The sequence below is a fragment of the Bdellovibrio sp. 22V genome (genome assembly GCF_030169785.1).
Classification (GTDB): Bacteria; Bdellovibrionota; Bdellovibrionia; order Bdellovibrionales; family Bdellovibrionaceae; genus Bdellovibrio.
The window spans coordinates 3,436,177-3,458,009 of sequence record NZ_CP125854.1 but is presented as its reverse complement, the minus strand read 5'-3'; the positions used below and the strand labels follow the sequence as shown (position 1 = coordinate 3,458,009).

General features: G+C 43.4%; 19 protein-coding genes. 6 read left to right on the top strand and 13 right to left on the bottom strand.

The window, feature by feature from the left end:
* Positions 1 to 8: 8 nt before the first annotated feature.
* The 6 genes from coxB to fabG all read right to left on the bottom strand — a co-directional run bounded on the left by coxB (position 9) and on the right by fabG (position 5,130).
* Positions 9 to 965, bottom strand: a complete 957-nt coding sequence (coxB, locus tag QJS83_RS16710) for a cytochrome c oxidase subunit II (RefSeq protein WP_284606571.1) — start codon at positions 963 to 965, stop codon at positions 9 to 11.
* Positions 966 to 971: 6 nt separating this feature from the next.
* Positions 972 to 1,847: an SCO family protein gene (locus QJS83_RS16705; protein WP_284606569.1), complete on the bottom strand. Its 876-nt coding sequence runs from the start codon at positions 1,845 to 1,847 to the stop codon at positions 972 to 974.
* 14 nt (positions 1,848 to 1,861) lie between these two features.
* A complete protein-coding gene (locus QJS83_RS16700) occupies positions 1,862 to 2,398 on the bottom strand; it encodes a c-type cytochrome (RefSeq protein WP_284606566.1) in 537 nt (178 codons plus the stop codon).
* Between the two features lie 147 nt (positions 2,399 to 2,545).
* Entirely contained in the window at positions 2,546 to 3,322 is a 777-nt protein-coding gene (locus tag QJS83_RS16695) for an alpha/beta fold hydrolase (RefSeq protein WP_284606565.1), read from the bottom strand.
* Positions 3,319 to 4,320, bottom strand: a complete 1,002-nt coding sequence (locus tag QJS83_RS16690) for an alpha/beta fold hydrolase (RefSeq protein ID WP_284606563.1) — start codon at positions 4,318 to 4,320, stop codon at positions 3,319 to 3,321. Before QJS83_RS16690 ends, QJS83_RS16695 begins: the two co-directional genes overlap by 4 nt.
* Before the next feature lie 60 nt (positions 4,321 to 4,380).
* On the bottom strand, positions 4,381 to 5,130 hold the full coding sequence (gene fabG / locus QJS83_RS16685; RefSeq protein WP_284606562.1) for a 3-oxoacyl-ACP reductase FabG: 750 nt from the start codon (positions 5,128 to 5,130) through the stop codon (positions 4,381 to 4,383).
* A 146-nt stretch (positions 5,131 to 5,276) separates the two neighbouring features.
* Here fabG and QJS83_RS16680 point away from each other — a divergent pair, with 146 nt between their 5' ends.
* From QJS83_RS16680 to QJS83_RS16655, 6 genes are all read left to right on the top strand, one after another.
* Entirely contained in the window at positions 5,277 to 6,275 is a 999-nt protein-coding gene (locus QJS83_RS16680; protein WP_284606561.1) for a ketoacyl-ACP synthase III, read from the top strand.
* A gap of 13 nt (positions 6,276 to 6,288) precedes the next feature.
* The gene (locus tag QJS83_RS16675) at positions 6,289 to 7,776 is read left to right on the top strand and encodes an acyl-CoA synthetase (protein WP_284606560.1); all 1,488 of its coding nucleotides are present in this window, start codon (positions 6,289 to 6,291) and stop codon (positions 7,774 to 7,776) included.
* An 86-nt stretch (positions 7,777 to 7,862) separates the two neighbouring features.
* Positions 7,863 to 8,384: a hypothetical protein gene (locus QJS83_RS16670; RefSeq protein ID WP_284606558.1), complete on the top strand. Its 522-nt coding sequence runs from the start codon at positions 7,863 to 7,865 to the stop codon at positions 8,382 to 8,384.
* A gap of 139 nt (positions 8,385 to 8,523) precedes the next feature.
* A complete protein-coding gene (locus QJS83_RS16665; RefSeq protein ID WP_284606555.1) occupies positions 8,524 to 10,740 on the top strand; it encodes a phospholipase D-like domain-containing protein in 2,217 nt (738 codons plus the stop codon).
* A gap of 74 nt (positions 10,741 to 10,814) precedes the next feature.
* A complete protein-coding gene (locus QJS83_RS16660) occupies positions 10,815 to 11,453 on the top strand; it encodes a matrixin family metalloprotease (protein ID WP_284606553.1) in 639 nt (212 codons plus the stop codon).
* Position 11,454: 1 nt separating this feature from the next.
* Positions 11,455 to 12,141, top strand: a complete 687-nt coding sequence (locus QJS83_RS16655) for a hypothetical protein (protein ID WP_284606552.1) — start codon at positions 11,455 to 11,457, stop codon at positions 12,139 to 12,141.
* On the opposite strand, the gene bamE is transcribed toward QJS83_RS16655, so the two are convergent.
* From bamE to QJS83_RS16620, 7 genes are all read right to left on the bottom strand, one after another.
* The gene (gene bamE, locus QJS83_RS16650; protein ID WP_284606550.1) at positions 12,131 to 12,574 is read right to left on the bottom strand and encodes an outer membrane protein assembly factor BamE domain-containing protein; all 444 of its coding nucleotides are present in this window, start codon (positions 12,572 to 12,574) and stop codon (positions 12,131 to 12,133) included. The two genes, QJS83_RS16655 and bamE, sit on opposite strands and share 11 nt — an antisense overlap.
* A gap of 120 nt (positions 12,575 to 12,694) precedes the next feature.
* The gene (gene rsgA, locus QJS83_RS16645; protein ID WP_284606548.1) at positions 12,695 to 13,783 is read right to left on the bottom strand and encodes a ribosome small subunit-dependent GTPase A; all 1,089 of its coding nucleotides are present in this window, start codon (positions 13,781 to 13,783) and stop codon (positions 12,695 to 12,697) included.
* 217 nt (positions 13,784 to 14,000) lie between these two features.
* Positions 14,001 to 14,489: a hypothetical protein gene (locus tag QJS83_RS16640; protein WP_284606546.1), complete on the bottom strand. Its 489-nt coding sequence runs from the start codon at positions 14,487 to 14,489 to the stop codon at positions 14,001 to 14,003.
* A gap of 14 nt (positions 14,490 to 14,503) precedes the next feature.
* Positions 14,504 to 17,665, bottom strand: a complete 3,162-nt coding sequence (locus QJS83_RS16635; protein ID WP_284606544.1) for a PEGA domain-containing protein — start codon at positions 17,663 to 17,665, stop codon at positions 14,504 to 14,506.
* 14 nt (positions 17,666 to 17,679) lie between these two features.
* Positions 17,680 to 18,729: a hypothetical protein gene (locus tag QJS83_RS16630; protein WP_284606543.1), complete on the bottom strand. Its 1,050-nt coding sequence runs from the start codon at positions 18,727 to 18,729 to the stop codon at positions 17,680 to 17,682.
* Between the two features lie 10 nt (positions 18,730 to 18,739).
* Positions 18,740 to 19,300, bottom strand: coding sequence for a hypothetical protein (locus QJS83_RS16625; protein ID WP_284606542.1), 561 nt, complete (start codon positions 19,298 to 19,300; stop codon positions 18,740 to 18,742).
* Positions 19,301 to 19,327: 27 nt separating this feature from the next.
* Complete coding sequence (locus QJS83_RS16620; RefSeq protein ID WP_284606541.1) at positions 19,328 to 21,766, bottom strand: RCC1 domain-containing protein; 2,439 nt, start codon at positions 21,764 to 21,766, stop codon at positions 19,328 to 19,330.
* Between the last annotated feature and the right edge of the window lie 67 nt (positions 21,767 to 21,833).

Sequence of the window (21,833 nt, the reverse complement as noted above, 5' to 3'; positions counted from 1 at the left end):
GAGTCTCCTTATTTCATTTCCTTAATGTACTCGATGAGCGCATTAAGTTCATTTTCGTTCAATTGCCCTTGGAAAGTTGGCATTACGCCTTTAGGGAAATTTTTAACGACATGTTTATTTGGCTCGAGGATGGATTCGCGAAGATAGTTTTCATCAGCGAGAATTTTTGCTCCATCATCCATAACTTCTTCTTTACCGAACAACTTAAAGAGAGAAGGACCTACTTTAACCGCCGGAGAGTCTACAGAGTGGCAAGAAGCACAAGCTTTCACCGCGAAAAGTTTTTCACCCTTTTTCGCCAATGGAAGATTTCTTTCTTCTTGTCCTTGCTCTAGGTATTTGTCGAAGTCTTCACGAGAAACAACCTTCAACTTACCGATCATGCCAGAGTGAGAAGTTCCGCAGTACTCTGTACAGAAGATGTGGAATTCACCCAACTTCTCGGCACGGAACCACAAAGCTGTATAACGGCCTGGAACCGCGTCTTGTTTGATACGGAAGGAAGGTACGTAGAAAGAGTGGATCACGTCGCTGGAAGAAAGAAGAAGTTTTACGTCCTCATTAATAGGAACAACAACTTCATTCACAGTCTTGTAACCGTTTTTGTATTCGATTTCCCAAGCCCATTGCTTACCAAGAACGTTAATCTCAAGAGCGTTCTTAGGCATTGTTCTCATGTCATGGTAAATGAACCAACCCCAGGCAAACACACCAAGGAAGATCACAAGTGGAATGAATGACCACAAGAACTCCAAGAACGTGTTGTGAGAGATATAAGCCGTTTTATCGTTTGGAGATTTACGCTTGTACTTCCAAGCAAAGTAAAGCATCCCGCCGATGACAAGCACGCAGGCAATAAAACTTGTAATCAACAAGAAACCGTACAGATTGTCCACCTGCTTTGCAATCTCGGTTCCCTGCGATGGCATGAAGGATTGGGCCTTCGCAATATTAAACCACATCATGTACCTTTATCTCCCCGCCGACTTATTCGATCTGCGTGAACGAATGTAAACCGGCAATAACCATAAAACCATCACCAGAACCATCACCGCTCCGCCTACTTTCATAAGATTGAAAGCAGCCAAAGTGTACTTGCTCTGATGTGGGTCATACTTAAAACAATACAAAACCAAGTTGTCGACGAAGTTTCCGATTTTACCTTCGGTCGCTTCATTCAAAGCCAGCTTGATATCCTGCGGATTAAACATAATCCCAGGCAAATAACGTGAGATCGTGCCGTCAGGAGTGATGATCACTGCCGCAGAGGCGTGCGCCCACTCTTTAGAAGCTTCGTCCCACTTAAACTTAAAACCAAGAGACTGCGTGATCGCCTGAACAGCGGACTCATCCGCCGTGAGAAAGTGCCAACCAGTTTCAGCACCCGGGCGTTCATAGAGCTTCATGTAAGTCTCTTTTTTCTTCGCCGCCAGATCGGGAGTCTCTTTCGAATCAAAACTCACGGAAAGAACTTTATATTTCTTTCCCACAGTCCAGTCTTTTTCCATCAACTTCAATGCATCTGTAAGACCATTGAGATGGAAGTTGCAAAGGCCCGGACAAGAAAAATAAACGGGCGAAATAATAACCGGGTGCTTTCCGTCGAAGAAAGAACCCAACGTCACTTCCTGTCCGTTGTCGTCTTTAACTTTAAGAGTGAAATCAACTTTGCCACCCAATTTCTCGTCGATACCAATGCCTTCGAGTTCTTTGGGTTGTTCGCTCGCCACCATCGGTGCTGGCTTGCCGTCATAAGCTTGAACGTTGGCTGAAAACGAAACGAGAACGGCAAAAGAGAGAGCCGTTCCCATTGTTTTTGTTTTCAAAACAAGCGTTCTTGTTAGCATTTATAAATCCCTAATTATTGTGCTGTTTTTGCAAACTCAGCAACTTTAGCAGGATCGTCTTTAGATTTATTTTCAGTGATCGATTCAATAAAATGAAGAACAGCCCAACGGTCCGCTGGCTTGAAATGAGAGTAAGCCGCCATAGACGTACCCTTGATACCGTTTTGCAAAACTTTGAAGTGATTGATCAAGCCTTCACCTTGAGTCCATTTACCTTCAACCAAGTTGCGTGGTTTCGGATTCAAAGCCGCACCAGCAGCGCCGTCACCTTTACCTTCGTTACCGTGGCACATCGCGCAGTTTGTAGCGAAGAACTTTTTACCGTAAGCAACCATTTCAGGAGTAGAAACCCATGGCTCTTTCACTTGAGCGATATCAAATACGGGAGCTGCGCCTTCTGCTGCAGGAGCATTTGGATCAATAACGTTTTCAGCGAGATCAACGCCCTTATTCACTACAACGAGGTAGAAGAAGAATGCAAAAACGAATGCCATTGAAAAAGCAAACGCAAGCAAACCAGAACGATTATACTCATCTCTAACTTCAGACATAGGCCGACACTCCCAAGGAGACGCAAAGTAGTTTTGTCACAATATTGTAATGTATGTTCGATAAGTACCGGAAAACCGTAGGCACGGCAACCATTTAAGCCGGGCCCGCGGAGATACTTTACTGCGGCGCAAAATTGTTGCGGAAGTCTAGAAAAGGAAACTCCGAGTGATGTTCACAAACTTTTCTGGCGACTCAACATTCGGGCAATGCCCCTGATCGGGAATAATCTGAAATTTTCCTCGCGAAAAAAGCCCCGCCAAAGCTTCGGACTCAGTGCGTGAAAGAAGCAGATCGTGTTCTCCATGCAACACCAAAACTTCATGGGAAACTTTCTTCAATTCATCGCGAACATCAAGCCCATCAAGGGCTTCAAGCACCCAATGCCCTACTGATTTCACTCCATAAAAAGCATCTTCAACGATGACGTTCTGAAAGAACTCCGATTCAGAGTTATTATTATGAATCGTGGAACCGATCACAGCCGCCGTTAGCTGACGGTCTGTTTTCATCTGCTCAAAAGCAGAAATCATGGAGCGATCAAACGTCACTCCCGTCGCACCGACCGGATCCAGCAACACCGCTTTCTTAAATAGATCTGGTTCTTTGGCCAACATGAGGGCTGCAATTAAACCCCCGGTGGAGTGACCTACCAGATGTACCGGCCCGCGGTTTAACTTTTTAATCACAGCGATAAAGTCTTCAGCAAAGAGGTGCAGATCGACTTCGCCGGCATCTTTGGGCAAAACACTTTTTCCGCAACCGCGAAACTCGGCATAGATCAAAGCGCCGGAATAATTTTTATTCTTCGCCGAATTTTTCCAAATCTCTTCCGATGGATACCACCAGCGGTTGGACGCTAGATTTCCATGAATGAAGAAAATGTTTTCGGGAGCAAGGCCTTCTTTGATCTCGACGTTGATCATTCGCGACCCACTTGAATGCTTTCGTCTCCAGTGCGAACTTCACCGCGGAAAGGGTAACCTTCGAAATCACGGCCTGCGAAAAGTTTTTTATTTCCGCTGACGATTTCATAAACCCACGCCGCCGTGAAATTAGGGACAGCCTCAACCATCTTGTGCTCAGAACCATTGATATAAAGACGGCTCGCACGAGAATCCGCAGGAACTGCATCCCAGTATTCATCAAGAACGCTTGTATTGATGTACTGATCTTGACGAGCAATCATCAAGTGCAATGATTTTGCGGGAATCGCCGCAGTCACATCAACTGGACGGAATTTGCGAATACCTTGCACCAAACGGAAAGTCGCTTCGAGTTTGAAAGGGTTCTCCAAAACGACGGGCTCTGCTTGCGGGTATGTCGCATAGATAATTTGGTGAAGATAGTAATCGTACAATTCATCGTCCGTCATTTTGTTAAACGGAAAAATCTGACGAGTGGCCCAGATTTGTGATTTGATCCATGTGTCCTGTCCATCCAGGGGACGCGTGAAAGGCGCCATCATAACAAGGTTCTTCACAAGGTTTGGATAAGCAGCGGTAAAGCCTGCGGCAATACCGCCACCATAAGACAGTCCAACAATATTAAATGGACCTTTTAATTTCATTTTTTCCAAAAGCGCCTTAAGATCCTGCACCTGATCCTTATAAGGAATCGGAGCCACAATCGGCGCATACTTTAAAAGCGTTTGTCCTTGTCCAAATGGATCGTAACGAAGAACGCCCACACCTTTATTTGTCAAAGCATCGACAAAATTATTCCACTGGCGAGTGCTGTAAGTAAGGCCATTCACAAGAACAACTGTGGGTTGTCCTTTTTCTGCCGGAACATAATCTACAAAAAGCTCTCGCTGTGCAGAAACTGCAACGAACCCTTTAAACGCTTCGGCTTGGGCCAAAGACTCTATCGAAACAAACAAAGCAGAGACCGCTACAAAAACCGCTAACAAAACTGATTTCATAAAATCCCCCGTTTTTTCTTAAAAAATAAATCGCTCAAAAAGGTTCAGATGCAAAAGGGCCTATAATACGATCCCGCCATCGACGCTAAGAACGGTGCCGTTAATATAACTAGCCTGCTCGCTTGCCAAGAACAAAACGGCGTTTGCAATATCTTCCGTTTCCCCAAGACGAGTTACGGGAACTTTAGCCGCCATCCCTTCAAGAACTTCTTTAGGCATCGCTTTCGTCATTGCCGTCATAATAAAACCAGGAGCAATGGCGTTGGATGTGAAACCCTTGCGGCCCAATTCTTTACCCCATGTTTTCGTCATCCCGATCACACCGGCTTTAGCTGCCGCGTAGTTCGTTTGCCCGAAGTTACCGTAAAGCCCCACCACAGACGAAATATTAATAATGCGTTTGTGGTTCGAGTTCGCATTAAATTTTTCTAAAAGAGTTTTCGTCACGTTGAACAAACCAGTGAGGTTTGTCGAAATAACTGCATCCCAATCTTCGGGATTCATTTTCGCGAAAGATTTATCACGCGTGATTCCCGCGTTATTCACAAGGATATCCACAGCCCAAGGCAATGAGGCTGCCGCTTTCGCAACGGAGTCACGATTTGTCACATCAATCTGTGCAATGTGCACTTGCGAACCATACTTTGCCAATTCCGTTTTTGCATTTTGCAAAGCTTGTTCAGAGTAATCCCAAATCGCTACGTTTCCGCCCGCTTCAAGAAAACTTTGCGTGATTTGAAAACCGATACCGGCAGCACCACCAGTAACGACAGCATTTTTATTTTTGAAATCGAAATTAATATTTTTCATACACAAGGCTTACCCCGAACTCTCCTAGTGCCGTCAAAGAAAATCGCATTTTTTCGCTCTGTGAATAGAGCCAAAGCTCTATTTTTCTTTTCTTGCCAAACGCCGAAAAATACTTTGTAGATGGGTTCATTCGCAAAGGATGGACTATGAGAAAAGCGACAATTGCAGGAACAGGAATGTACGCGCCAGAGCGCGTGATTTCGAATCAATACTTCGATGAACTTTACAAAAAAGACATCGGAACTTTCTTAAGCGAACAAAGAAATATTAAAGAGCGCCGCTGGATGAACGCCGATCAGCGTACGTCCGATCTTATTATTCCCGCCGCCGAAGAAGCGATGAAAAACGCCGGTATTACGGCGAAAGATTTGGATCTCATCATCGTCTCAACGGACACGCCAGACTATCTTTCTCCATCAACGGCTTCCGTTGTCGCTTATCGCATGGGCGCGACGAATGCAGGAACTTACGACATCAACACCGCTTGCGCTGGTTTCGTCGTTGGTTGCGATATCGCGACGAAGTACATCGGCACTGATAATAAATATAAAAACATTCTTGTCGTGGGCGCTTACGGCATGAGTAAGTATTTGAATTTCGACGATTACAAAATCGCTTCTCTTTTTGCCGACGGAGCCGGCGCTGTCGTCATTCAACCTGCCAAAGACACTCAGGGATTCTTGGACAGCCAAATGTATACGGATGGCCAATATCATGACTACATGGGCATTTACGCGGGAGGCACTGCTCAGCCGATCACTCATCAAGTGATTGAAAACAAAGGTCAGCTTTTAGCTTTCCCAAAACGCATTCCGCCAGAGACAAACGGAATCCACTGGCCGCGCTTGACTAACGTGCTTTTGGATCGCCTCCACAAGAAGGCTTCCGACATCCAGCACTTCTTTATCACGCAATTCAACGTGCAAAGCATTTATGAGACTCTGGATAAATTAGATTTGCCTCGCGACCGTGCTCATTACGTTATGGATCGCTTCGGTTATACGGGCTCTGCCTCTATTGGCATGGCCATCGCCGATGCCGCCCGCCAAAAGAAAATGAAAAAAGGTGACTTGGTCTTTATGTTGGGATCAGGCGGTGGTATGAGCATGGCAGCTCTTGCATTGGAGTGGGGCTACGATACGTAGTCTCTGAGGTTTTATGGAACTGGATTGGCTGAAGCGCTGGAATTTATATTCCCCAAAAAATATCGCGATCAAAGATGGCGAAACGGGCCGTGAGTTTTCTTACGCGCAGTTTTTCGCTTTGGCCAATCGTGGAGCTTCCTTCCTGCAAAAGGAATTCGGAATCAGAAAAGGCGACCGTGTTGCCGCTTTAGCGACCAATGAGCTTGAGTATGTTTTCTTGTTCTTTGCTCTACAACGCCTGGGTGCGATTCTTGTTCCTATTAATTTTCGTCTTACGCAACGAGAAGTGAATCACATTGTCACGGATGCGGCTCCAAAGCTGATTTTGTTTCAAGAAGCCTATCGCGAAATTATTGAAAATCTTCCCAATGTAAAATCACTGACGGCTTTATTACTCTCTGATTTTGCTCGCGCTTTAGAAGTGAATAAAACAGAAATAGAAGTTCCATTTACATCGACGGAAGAAGATCCCGCGATGATTCTGTACACCTCGGGAACTACGGGATCTCCTAAAGGCGCGATTCTTACTTACAAAATGATTTTTTGGAACTCGATCAATACGACGTTTCGCCTGAACATCTCGCAGACAGATTGCACTGTGATCTTTTTGCCATTCTTTCACACGGGCGGGTGGAATGTTTTAACGACACCGTTCATACACCGTGGCGCTAAAGTCGTTTTCCTTAAGAAATTCGACGCAGATCAAATTCTTTCGTTGAGCGAACAAGAAAAGGCGACATTGCTTTTTGGCGTACCAACGACAATGGACATGATGGTGCGTTCACCGCTTTTTGAAAAAACGGATCTGTCTAAAATTCGCTATGCCATCGTCGGCGGGGAACCTATGCCGATTGAGCTGATCAAGGTGTGGGATAAAAAAGGCGTGCCTGTTCGTCAAGGTTACGGTCTGACTGAATTCGGTCCCAATGTTTTTTCTTTGAATGAAGAGGACGCTCTTCGCAAAATTGGCTCCATCGGATTTCCTAATTTTTATATTGAAGCCAAAGTCGTCGATAACGACGGCAAAGAACTTGCCGCTGACGAAATCGGCGAACTCGTTTTAAAAGGCCCGATGTGCATGCACGGCTATTGGCAAAATGAAAAGGCCACTCACGAAACGATCCAAGATGGTTGGCTCTACACCGGTGACCTCGTCCGTCGCGACTCTGAAGGTTACTATTACGTCGTCGGCCGTAAAAAGGACATGTTCATTTCTGGAGGCGAAAACGTCTATCCTCCAGAGATCGAACAAATCCTGCGCTCCCATCCATCCGTTCTAGAGGCCGCTGTCATTGGCGTTCCCGATGAAAAATGGGGCGAAGTCGGCAAAGCCTTTGTCGTTGCAAAGGATAGCAGCCTAAGCATTGATGATCTGCACAATCACTGCGTGCAAAACCTGGCAAAATTCAAAATTCCAAAGCATTTCGTGTTCCTACAAGCCCTCCCCAAAGGGGACAGTGGGAAAGTTTTAAAGCGAAAACTCACGGAAGCCCCGCTCTAGGCTTTGGGCGCATAATATCATTAAGATTTTGGATTATACATTCGCCGCTTCGAGAGCTATATGTTGCCTCCAATTCGGAGGTTTCGATGAAAGCTATACTAGGCGCTATTTTCATGACGATGGCTATTTCTTTGCAAGCTCAAGCTGATGAGTACTTCGTTGGCGCGCGCAAGTTTATGGAAATGATGGACAACTACAAAGCCAACTGCGCTGATGAATGTTCGAAACCTTTCCGTGAAGCCGTTCTTTTCACTGACGGCAAGAAACAACACCTTTTGCTTTCGCAACGCGATTTAAAAATCTTGCAAAAGATCGCTGTCGAGCAAGCCTCCATTTGGGTAGACACTATTCTTGAGGGCGACTATATCTCTGATGGCAATACAGAGCTGACTGAAGTTATTGGTATCTTTTATTCCAATGATCTTATCGGCTACAAAATCCATTACACTGAAAAGGCTTGGTACATTGGCGAATGTGATTTTGACGGAGAAAGTGACGCAAGCCTTTCTGGTTGTGCTGAAGGCGTGATCCAGGAAACAAGCTTTGTATCCGCAGATTTCAAAACTTACATCCGTAACGACGACGAGATCGCAGACTTCTACAACTAGTATTCTTTCAGACTTTCATGGCGAATCATTGCTCGCTATGAAATCCTCGGCGAGCTTTGCTCAAAATTTGATTGCCTCAATTTGAGAAAGCTCGCATGAATTCCTAAACTTTTTCACTACATAACCCGATTTGAAGACTATGAACGTGTTCGGTTTCTGTGTCTTCATTCTATGCTCTCTTCTTATTTCTTGTACCAACGTACAGCGCAGTCCCAGTTCCGAAATGTATGACGATCAAAGAATCAACCGCATTCAGGAGATTGATCTAGAGTTGTCACGGTTTTGGAATAACGACTGGCGCAAAAGTCAGGAATTATTCCAAACTCAAAGCTCGACGACACAGGGAGCAAGTCACATCCCAGCTTTCGGGGAAAAAGCTCTGCGCGATCCGCAAGCTCGCGCGGCTTTGAGTCAGTTGGTCCAAGAGAGAAATCAACACATTGAAACTATGAGCAACAAGCTGCATCTGCGCGAGTGGTCCGGCTTAGGCCCCTGGTTTGAAGCAACATTTCGTCCTGTGCTCTTTGAAAAAGAAGAGATTATTGAAGTGCATAACTGGGACGATTTTAGACTTGGCGTTGGAGTAAATCCTTTTCCGCTGGAACATCGTTTTTATAAAAGCTATTCCCTGCGCTTTCGAAATATGCTGCCACCTAAAAATCCGCCGCATTTTCGCGACGACAGCAACAAAGGACAAGAGTATTTGAAGGCTCGCCTTACATGCGATGCCGAGTTTATTTATGACGATCCATTTCTCTTTTTCTCAAATGAAAAGAAAGGACGCTCTTTTGACTTCAATTGGTATTACAACCAAGTGAACGGACAAAAAGTGAGCGTGCGTTTTTCTCCTTTCGTGCGCAACTGCCAGTTTTACTTCTTTGATCCGGAAAAAGATAAAACGTGGACACATGGCTTTGCTTTGAAAGAGCTGAGCGATCTTTCAACAGAGTGGTTGAAGCTGACAAACCAGATCGATGTCTGCGCAAGACCTTCCGGTGATTTCGGCAACAACCCAACCAGCTTCTTTTGGCAGCAAGATTATAATTTCGTGACCTGCACACAAACGTTCGACAAATGGGTGAACCTGCGCGACCCGTATGTGTCGATGAATCGCAAGATCATGTCGCTGACGGGATCACCTTTGGCTCGTAAGGACTTTGACAATAAGAACCCGATGGCGAAACTGAGTTTCGATAAAGCTCCGCAGTTCGATATTATTTGGGTCTCATCTTTAAATTTCTCCGCCGACTTCCATGGAATGGTCTTAGCTCGGGCTCTTCGTTATCACGCTTCTCGTGGAACGCAGATCCGTATTCTTGTCCCAGAAGTCACCATGACAAAAAAAGACAAACGTATTTTGGAGTGGCTGCAAATTGGTATGCCGAACGTGAAGGTTCAATACTACAAATACCGTCTCTCTGAGAAAGAAGATGGCGGCTGGCTCGATAAATTTCACCGCGTGAATCACACCAAACTTATCATTGGGCATTCTTCTAAAAAACCTTCAGATAACTTTCTAATTACAGGTGGCAGAAACATCCGCGACTCTTATATTTTCTCTGACACGCCTTTTTATAAAGCCTACAAGTATTTAAAGAACTACGGTGAAGGCGAAGAAGCGTACATCTATTACAACGATTTCGAAGTCGAAATTCGCGGCGCTCCTTTTGTAAAATCCGTTTTAGCGCAAATGTTATCGTTCTGGATGAGAGATCCTGAAACTCAACGCTTCCGCTCAACAAATATCAATATTCCGCAGCAGGCCTCAAGTAATCAGGTTTCTCGCTTATCGAACCTGCCCAAGCTTTATCCGTTGGTTCGGCATATCATGTCCTTGCCCTATTTTGACGGTTATCAACTTGAAAAATTTTATATCGAGATGATCGACTCCGCTCAGTCAGAGCTTCTTATCACGACTCCTTACTTCCGTCCCTCTGTCGCTATTAGTGCGGCTTTGGATCGCGCCGTGCAAAGAGGCGTGAAGGTGAAAGTGATGACAAGAATACGTCTGGCTGGTGACGGTACTCCGCAAATCGCGGAGGACGTGAATAAGCAAGGGGTGAATCGCCACCTTGCCAACGTCGAAATCTACGAATGGTCCGACGAAAAGTCGATCCTGCATGCAAAACTCTTGGTGATTGATCGCAAACTTAGTTTCGTAAGCAGCGTCAATTTAAATCGCCGCAGTTTCATTCATGACACTGAAAGCGGCGTGCTGATTTTACACGAGGCGACCGCCAACGAATTGCGCAGTGAGGTTTTAAACTTCCTAAAACAGGGACGCAGGATCACGGCCCAAGAAAAAATTTCCTGGATCAATAGTACTTTGATTGATTGGGCGGATTCTTACTTCTAAAAGGACCTTTACCTTTGTCGAGGTCCGAAAAGTTCCCAAAGATATGCTAAAAAATCTCGTGTAAACTGAGAGACATGTACAAATGCTTTCTGTTCATTACATTGTTGGCTTTATGCGCATGCCAAAACGGCATTACATTGGGGCCCGGTGACGCCGACAATCTCGCAAGTGCCGCTGAAACAGATTGTGGATTTGTGCAAAACGCCTACGGGCAAAGAGTGTCATGGAAAAAGAATATTCCTGTGACTCTCGAACTCCACAAAAGCTTTCCTACTGAATACGAAGAGGTTCTTCGCAAAGCGGCCTCGCACTGGAATGATGCTGCTGGCATGACGCTCTTTAACTTCGTACGCTCTGAAAAGACTTTGACGGACGAAACAAAGCGAGACTCTGTGAACACAGTTCACTGGTTACAGGAATGGCCTGAAGCGCAGAAGAACATGCAAGGGCTCACGAATCTTTATTGGCGCGCGAACGAGCTTTATGAAGCTGACGTTGCCATCGACAATAAATACTTCAATTTTTTTATCGACGAATATCAATCCTATAAAGACGTCCACCTTGAAAGTCTGCTGATTCACGAGTTGGGACACGTTTTAGGATTAAAACACCGAAGTACCGTTCCCAGCGTGATGTGGGCTGTTCTCAATGGGGCTTTGAAACGAGACGTATTAACGGCTGCCGACCGCGAAACAATTAAATGCGAGTACTAAGATGAAAAAGAAAACTCCGCTTCAAAAAACTTCGCGCATGATGAGTCTGATTCTTCTGCTCGCGGCTTTGCCGTTTGCATTGATGACTTTGGAGAAAAAACTGTCTCCATTACGGAAGGTCGCCTCCGACGGTTCCTCGAATTCATCCGAAATGACAGTGGAACACGATCTTTCTGAAGCCTCTCCGGAAGAATTTAAAAAGGCCTTTAAATATCAGGTGCTCAAAGACGCCCATCCGATAGAGACCTCTGAAGGACCCGGCGTTGTCTTAGGTTCATTTCTTTTAAAAAACGCCGACGGTGCGAAAGTTTTTGTTTGCGAAGAATATCCGACAGTCGACTTGATCTTCGCGGCAGAAGGTGTCGCTTTTTCGGGAGAGATTCCGCAAATGGTCGTCCGTACGCCATGCCTTATCAGTGAAGACCAACACCACCTGGAAGCCGCTGCCATTCCATTTGCAACGATTCTAAAAAGTCCTTTGCAGCAATTTGAATTCACCGCTTCCGTTCCCGGAAGCCGCGAACAAGGCAAAGTTTTTTTTAGAAATGTCGTGGAATTTTGGCCTACAGAGTGGACTTGGATCGGAGTTAAATTCTACGGAAAAAATCCCGAGAACACTTTATCCATCAACGGCTATGAAGTGATTTCCGTTCTAGGACAGCCCCTCATTCTAAAAGCTAGCGAATAGCTTCGAAATCGGGAACATAACGAACTTTGTCTTCGCCCTTGGCTTCTTTTTCATAAGCCTCATAAGAACGGCGATGTGCCTCAACGTCCTTGGCAATTTGCTCGTCGATCTGTTGGTTCTTTTGATCGTTGATGCCGTCGATAGCGGCTGCGGTCTTATCTTTTTCCGGCTGCCACTTATCACCCACGTAGATCGCGTTGCCCTCAAAGAATTGCACTTCTTTTTCGAATTTTATGCGATTGTCGTAGAAAACGTAAGACCAACGATCTTTACCGTGAAAGCGTTGCGTTTGCTTGGGAGAACCCATCAATCGTAGAACGTCGTCCTTTTCCATTCCTGGTTCGATCTTAGAAAACTGCTTCAACATGGATGTCTGACATGCTGTCGTCAAAAGACTGATTATAACGACAGGAATAGCCAAATATCGGAGCATAGTTCCCCCATTCTTCTAAGGTACCAGTTTACTCGGATCCGTTAAAGGCTGCCACTTTCTTTTGTCTCATTTTGGCACAATAAAAGTAATGATCGTTGGCCTTACTCAAAGGAGCCGGGGTTAAATCTCCCCCCGGCCTTTCTGTTTGATTCGCACACGAAGATCCTTAGAAATCTTTTTCCATTTTTTTCGATCCTCCGCCTGCTTTTGGCGATCTCCTCGAGCTTCCTGGTAGGCGACTTCCTTTTGAAGTTTCAGATAACTTTCCCATCTGTCTTCCGGCAAGGAACCATCTTCCAGGGCGGCCCGAATAGAACATCCAGGTTCACCCTGATGAGCGCAATCGCGGAACCGGCAAGTCGAACCGATCGCAATGATGTCTTCAAAGAGATCGTGCAAACCCTCTTCTTGGTCGACGAGAGCAAGCTGCCTCATTCCCGGCGTATCCATAAGCAAAGCACCTTCACGCAACTGATATAAGAATCGAGAGGTCGTTGTGTGCCGCCCGCGATCGTCGTCTTCTCGCGCGTTTTGTGTTTTGATCGTATTTTCTCCTAAAAAGAAATTCGTCAAAGTGGATTTCCCGACTCCGGAGGATCCCATAAGCACGACCGTTTTTCCTGGACGCAAATAGTTCTTAAGCACTTCACAAGTGTCGGGCTCAAGAACGCTCACTCCATGAATCGGGACGCCGATATAAGTTTCTTCCAGCTCTTGAATAAAAGCGGCAGGATCTTCAGCAAGATCCATTTTGCTTAGAACCAAAACCGGTGAAGCGCCGCTGTCCCAGGCCATGCTCAAATAGCGATCCAAGCGTTTCAAGTTCATATCGCGATTCATGGAGGTCACGATAAATACAACATCCATGTTCGCGGCAACGACTTGCACACCTTCTTGAGGGTCTTTCCGATAAAAGCACGAACGACGTTCAAGAACTTTTTGAATCAAGGCTCTGTCTTGATTTTCTTCGTTCTTACACGCCACCCAATCACCCACGGCCGGAAATGCTCCGGCCGAAAGCTCATTGTCGTGACGAAAGCGACCCGAAAGCTGCGCCCACACGACGTCATCTTCCGCGAAAGCCACGCGGTACAAATCTCGCTCTTGCCCGATAACTCGGCCCAGTTGCCAATGCTCAGTGGATGATTCTAATTGTTGTTCAAAAAATGCGTCCCACCCCAAAGGGATGAGCTTTGAATATAAATTCACGCAATAACTCCAAATTTTTTAAATTTAAAAAATAAAAGCGGAGCTCTCGTGGATTTAAATTATTAATTCAAAAATAGAAATTAAGAACGACCAAGAGAGCCATGGTTTGGATTAAAGAATTTTACAATCATCAGCCCTCCTATTTCTTGGGTAATACGAATATATTACTTTCTTATGACTGCGGGGTCAACTAGTTGATACCCTGGTTGTAAACATATTAGCAACCACACTCTCCCTTTAAACCTGAAAAAGTGCTTTTCTGTTTTCCATTTGAAAATTCTGCATCACAAAAGTAGTCAATTCCGGTGCAGCCACTTTCTTCGCACGGCGGGGGATACGTTACTTTTTTAGTGTTACAAGTCAGATTTAAATCGTACTTTCCGTTTGAATATTTGGAAATGAATCTGTTCTTTCCGGCTTCCTTACTACTTATAAACTTGAGACGATATCTTTTATTATTGATCTGTACATACGCATCGCCATGTTCAAGCGTGAGATTTGTCGTAATAATTCTCTTTCCTTCTTTTTTTACCGCACATGAACACCCCATCTCTTCGTATTCATCAGACGGAGTAGCAGCCTTAGCCCTTGAAACATACTGAACATCAAAATCATCTTTCACGTTCTCTTTGCGGACTTCGTTATTTTTTGCAGCAGAAGGCATCGATAAACATAGACAAAATAAACAAATAAGTACTTTCGTCATCAAAAGCTCCAATTTTATATCTTGTGCCTATAGCATAAAGAAACCTTCTTTCCGGAGTTTCTCTGAATATGCACATGATCTCCACCATGCACCATTACTAGTACATTATCGCGAATTCCAGCAAATGAGACATCACATAAATCTTTCATAAGATTTATTACTCCCAGATGTCGCCCGTAAACCTTCGGCAAATCTGACTTTGGAGGAACGAGATCGATAGAGTTTCCGGTTTGATGCCCACTGTTTAATGCTCGTCTTGGAGTCGAATAGTTTTTCCTAGGATTTCTCCAGCCAGATGTCAGTATAATCCGGCCAGCTGGGTTATACTTATTTCTAAAAGCAAGGTTTACTTCATTAGCATACTGTCGTGAATTTAAAACTAATCCATAATTCCCAAATATAGTATTTTTTAAAAAATCAGAATATGTATAAAAGTTTGGACCCGGGAAATTTGTTCCATCGTTAATTTCACTGTACGTTGGCACTGCAACCTCAAAACGCTCATCTTCCGGGGCACCTTTTGTTTTTTCTCTCAAATCAATATACTCCTGTCGAATCTGAGATCTAGTGTCTTGGACTACGTAGAAGGGCGGAGACTCTGACGATGAAGTCTTAGCTACAATCTTATATAGAAGAGGCTTACCAATACTAGCGAATCCAGCCTCCTGTCTCATAGGAAGACTAACTCTCGCATTTCTCCCTCTCGAAGAGACAGGAATTGAGGTGCCGTAACTCAATTCAGAAACTACAAACGAAATATCGGCATCGGGAACAGAATCATCAACTTCTACTTTGGGTAAAAGAATATTTTCGCCAGCGTGAGTAGTAAATTTGCCATTAATACAGATACCATCCGTCCGATTGTTACATTCAACCCTCCTCGCTTCTGTCGATCTACCAGATATAGAAATTACGTCCTTAATTGCAATTTCATCTGTGATTTCGATTTCATAAGCATCCCAAGATCCACCGGATGACATTCCTCTTGATAAAGTTGCAAGTAGTTTCCCACCTAAATAGATTCTGAACTGAACGGTCGTGGAACCATTCCCATGATCCGAGTAGTACTGTGCTCGCACTCGATAAACTCCGGGGCGAGGTTTGGGTAAAACAAAAGTCTCTGGTCCAAAGCCGTCAGTATCATCATGGTCAAGAACACCTCCAGCTACTCCTCCCAAATCTCCATACCAAGCATGGCCCCCAAAAGGATCATAAATATGCATGTCAACATCAGTGTCTGATTTAGTCCATGACATTACGACGCGAATTTCTTGATTTCTCGTATTCTCGGAGAATAATATATCCGATTTAGGAACTTTAAAACTTTCTAACAGACCAAGTTTTGCTATTCTAGTCTCTTTGCTTTTTAAATCTACTTCATATGCAAACGGATACTGAGCCAAGTGATCGAAGGTACTTTGAGCGTTACGAATAATACGAAAAGGACCTTTAATAGAAGTTATTCCATTGACGGTATACCTTAGTTCTACAATGTTTTCTCCTTCAAATAGTGGAACTACAGCCGCAAATGCTCCATTTGGCAAAACTGTCTGAAGCGAATCACTTCCATTCATTGAAACAACTAAAAATCCATCATTTGAAGGTACTCCATTTAAACTAATATTACCTGGAATCTGTATTAAGGAATTGGAAACGGTCATACCGTCAGACACTGTTGCGGTTTCGATTTTTGGAATTCCGACTTTTCTTAACGGCGTCAATTGGACATTTAAGGTCGATGGACCGTTATAATCAATTTTTTGAAAAAACTCATTATAACCGGGAGCATATATTTTAATATCATGCTGTTCGTTTGTCATTCCAGATAGAGTCCAAGGGGTTTGAAATCCTTCACTCAGCCCGTCCACATAAATCGTCGCGCCTGCGACATTACTAATGATACGCAATTCCCCTGACTTCAAAGGCATCGGGATAACTATTTGAAGAGAGTCGTATTCGAAATCTCTCGTTTTAAACGTTACAAATCCCGAAGTAGAACTGTCTACAGGTAGCTCCACCCATGCACCGTTAATTCGGGCCAGCACCTTAGCTTCAGCGTAAGATCTTCCTGCTGGAATTTTTGAAGCATCAATTGGAATGGTCACCGTCACATCTTCATTAAAGTGCATAAAATAAGGATAAAAAATATAATCCTTGCTGATAACAACATTGCCGGCGGGTACCATCATCCCATGAGGAGACTCAGCAATAATGATCTCGTTATTTTCGGGCATTGCATTTGGTGGCAATACAACCTTTGCTCCAACAATTGGACTTGACGGATCAGTCATCTCAACAGTTCCACCAGAAGAACCAACATCTAAATTTTTTCCTCCGTCAGGAATAACTAAATACGGAACTGCGACCCGTTTTAATAGAAAATTTCCCCTTTTTACCTCGATACGCGTCTGCAATTTTCCTATACCCTCTTCGTTGAACGTATGTAAGAATTCCTGACCGGACTTTGCACCGAGAACTTCCTGGGAATCGACATATAACTTTACTCCAGGCACCGTCGTGGTAAATATGCCCTTTACTTCAATGGATCCACTCACAATTTTTGCATCGGCAATAGGAGTAAAAATTGAGAGCTCAGTATCATTAGGAATCGTTACGTAGTTTACAACTTCAGTTTGTACTAGTTTTCTAGTATCATTATACTGATCACGCAGTAAGGGAAGAATAGCTTCTAAATCATCGCGCCTCTTAATTTTGTCAGGCGTAGGATTTACTGCGATAGCTCCATTCAAATCAGCAATTAATTTTTCTGTCTCCGCAATTCTTTTAGAGAGGTCATTTCGCAACTTTTCATTCTCAATGAAAACTTCCACCGTTATAGCTTCAGCACCATCTACCTTAGAGGAAAACTGAGCAAGATAAATACCTTGATCTACACTTGGCTTAAGACTTACTTTATCCGAACCGATAATTTTATAAGCTTCAACAACAAGTTTAAGATTAGAATTAACTGGTTTCTTTTTTGCTTCCACTTTAATAATTGCATTTTCATCAACTAAATATGCGCCGTCGGAACGATCGAGGGAAATAGCAACATATTTATCTAGAAAAGAAAAAAACCCCTTCTTGGCAAAAGCAAATCCACCAGACAATGCAATTATAGCAGCGAAAAGGATCATGGAGCGTGTGCCAATTGAAAACTTATTTTTCAGTAACATTGTTTCTCCCGTTCTTATTGAACATCAAAACGGAGGCCCAAATTTGAAATAAATGTAGTCAAAATTTCATTGAGATGACTAGGCAAGTTCGTTTCATATACTTGAAGCATATTGATTCTATTTTGGTAGTAGATTTTATCCATTGGATCAAACGATTGATTTTGAGCACTCTGATACTGTAATTTCAAATCTCTTACAGATCGAATTGCTTCACGGATTGAGTCCGCTTGTTTTTTAGGTCGCGTTTTCACCGTGACCACAAATCTTCTGGTTCCCAAGTCAGCACTGGTAAAGATAGGACTCTGAAATGAAAATGTCTTTTCGGATATACGCTTCATTTTAACTACAAGCTCAGGCATGCTTCCGCTGCTTTCGATCTTCCCATCCATATAAATTTCGTGATAGCCCTCTGCACTTGTAATATCTGTGAGCAGTTCTGCAAAGAAGTTTGCTCGTTCACCCACATTATAGATTTGCGATTCGCGGTCAGATTCAATTCGTGCATATGGGTTTAACCCTAATGCTTGGCCAACAACAAAACTTACTACAAAAGATAGAGTCTCTTGTCCCAGAAAGATTCTATTTTCTGAAATTCTCGCTTTAGTGTTGTTGATAATTGCAAGATTTCTTATTTTTGTCGTTGTGAGATAATTCCTGATTTCATGATCTGTTTCTTTAGCGAGAGCGTCTTCGATATCGATATTCTCTTTTTGATAATAAAGAATGATTTTTTCATATTCTAAAGCTTTGTTTTTATCTTGCACATATGCCCGAACTGTCCAGTTAGACATACCCACCGTCGATAATTGCGCGGTAAGGCTGTATCCATATCGAGATGAAAAACTTAACACCTCCAAGGGATTTCCATCCAAAGTTGATACTAATATGACCTCTTGATTTGGCTTATTGGGTTTTACATTAATTTTAGCTCTTAAGAGCGCCCTTTGTCCTATTCCATAAGAACTGTTATCAGATTCTAAAGTCAGAATCTGAGGCGCTCCGAACGCTGCATGATTAAAGAAGACCAACAAATAGGATACCAGAATAATGCTAATTTTTTTCACTATTCCTCCATTAATTCGATGCCACGGAAAAGGTGAAAGTTTCCGATCCGACAAAAGTTTTAAGATTTTCTAGAGTTGTGACTGCAGCGATTCTCTCTGCAGTTTTGTCGTCAATTGCCGTCTGTATAACAACTTTCATGTCATCATCTTCTTCCAGAAGAAGATCAGTCTGAAGTTTACTAATTTCCGTATCTAAAACCCCTATGGCCGCTCTTAGAGCATCTGCTTGAGGCTTATCTTCCAAGTAATAACTCACTTCGAGAATATGATTCCCAGCCACCTCAAATGGCAACGAAGCAAAAATCCAAACGTCGTTCAAAGGGCGTACCAATGAGAAATCATTACCGTCAAGTTTTGCCTGTAGTATAATATCGGTCATACCCGGAGTTTGAAACGTAGTATTCGGTCTAATATATATAGTGACATGATCAGATGGCCCGGGCTGTGTGGGCATTAATTCAAAATCTATAAGCGTGCTCATTATCTTTTCAAAAGAATGAGTTCCATCAGCACGCACTTGTAATCCAAAAACCATTAGAGATATAAACAGAAGGCTAAAAAAATTTTTCATGGTAAAAAACTCCGTTTTTCTAAATAATTAAAGTGTCGGTTCTAATATTTGGACTGGGATATTTGAAGATTGACCGGAGCCGTCACCGAGCACAGTCGAGCTTCCCCAACATTTGGTACCAACTTGATCGGTCAAACAGGTCTGATAAGTGCTGGCAGAGATTTCACTAACAGGAGGAACAACGTTAGAGACAAGTTGCGGAGTAGCACTTCCACCGGCAGTACCATTTCCTAGCAGACCCATATTCAAACCGACGCTCCCCCAACAGTAGGCAGATCCGTTGAAGACCCCACAGACATGAGCAAATCCTGAAGATGCCATGCTCGAAGGAGCGCTAGGTATTTCAACTTCTTGGGGTACAGTGTAAATATTTGCAGTGGCGGCTGAATTACCAATCTGTCGCCATCCATTACTACCAACACACTTCATTCTAGTTCCGTTATTAAAACACCGAACATTCATTAAAGGACTTGATGTAATCGAAATCACGCCTGTGATATGAGTTGATAGGGTTGGATTTATCCACGTGGCCGTGTTGCCCATTCCCATACTTCCACTCACGCCCTCTCCCCAGCAATAGGCTGTCCCCGCGGCCGAGACTGCGCAGGTATTATTAGCACCGATCGACAACATAACTGGAGTAATAGGCAAAGAGACGCTCTGAGGCGTATCGTAGGTCGCCGAGCCACCTTTTCCCATTTGATAAGTGGAATTATCACCCCAACAGTAAACTGTGCCCCACTTAATCGCGCACGTATGATATGAACCTCCGGCAATATCAGTCACACCAGAGTCCAAACCAGGAACAAGAGTCGGCGTTGTCACATGCGAAGCATATCCTCCAACACCAATTTGCCCTTTACCGTTTTGTCCCCAACAATAAGCAGCCCCATCATTAATAAAACACCGGTGATGATAACCGCTTCCGATTTTTGTTATTTCATTATAGTTCGTCACGACTGTGGGCACTGACAATGTATTTTGAGAGCCATTTCCTAAGACGTAGTCAAAACCATCGCCCCAACAAACCAGTCTTTTGCCTTTAATTGCACAGGCAGACGTCGAATTCAGCGACAAGCCCACATAAGAATATTGTTTATCTAGAATATTGAAGGAGAACGGACCAGCGGTGAGTCCATCATAGTCCGGCCCACTTGATGAAATAGTGACTTCACCGGAATGAGTTCCCTCAAAATAATCATCAGCAATTGCCTCAATAGGGACCTCCTGATACTCGTTCCAATTCTCTGGAGTAAACATTAATGAGGAAGGCCACGCTATATCTATACGAGGTGTTTGATTTGGAGTAATATCTACGAAGATATTCCCGTCAGGTTCGTAATTGAGCTTAATTTTCAATTTCGCAGTAGAGCTACCCTCTTGTAAATCCGCAGTCGGAACATCAAGAACAAAGCCTATAATCAAATTTGGATCGCGGACACGAAATGCCAACTCTGAGTTGTCGTTAATTTTCACCAAAAGCGCATGTAACTTTTCGTTATTATATACGATCGCCCTATCCAGCTCGGCAATTAACATATCATAGTACGCCTTTTTTCTTTCGTCTTGAGTTTTACTTTTAAGTATAATGTATTCGCCTTTTCTTGTTTCAGATTGAATAACAATATTGCGATAGTATGCGGCCTCACTACGAGATCTATAGCTAACATTCGCGATAAACTTTCGTCGTCCTTCATCGCCTGTATTCAAAGTTGCAGTCGTAAAGTCAATACTTCCGTTTGCTGCTGTCGATTTAGTAAGTATAATTGGAATTCTTCCCTGATGAGTTGGAACTTCTCCTTTAACAATTAGTTCCGTGTCAGTTGTGGCATTGGAAATAGCGACATTGAACTTAGCAACTTCACCTAAATCATAAACCTTTGAAGGATCATCAGGAGTAATTTCGATTGTTGGATCCACAAATGATTTTTTTAAAATTGGCGACAGCGTATCTAGAGTAAGAATCAAAGTTTTTGTCTGAAGAAATGTTCTCCCTGCTTGCAGCTTAGCTTGGCTATTAACAATAATCTGTTCGTTTCGAATTTTTTGCTGTGTGAGAATGTCTCGATTGGATTGCGACGTTTCCTTATTTAATTTTTCATCGATTTCGAGATTCTTTTGTCTGAAGAACGCGATAGTTGCGTTATACTCCTCAGCCCTCTTTTTATTCTGAATATAAAGACTGACTTCCCAAATCTTCGAAGAGAAATCATCAAGAGGATTTGATACTGCGAATGCTTCAGTATCAGATAGCATAACTATTTTTTGCCCTTCATCCTGAAAAGTCGACTGAAAGTAATATTCGTTGTCTGGATTGAGCGGCTGAGAGTTAATTTTCACTTTTAAAAATGCTCTTTCTCCAAGAACATAGCCAGCTTTATCAGAGCTTAACGTTATTAAATCTTCCGCATGCGTTGTAAGACTTGCGACTATGAGAATAATCAGCGTTGCAAAAAATCGAACCATTAGGACCTCGCAAACTAAATTTTTCTTGTTTACAAGACGGTAATTTCCGAACCTACCAAAACGCAAG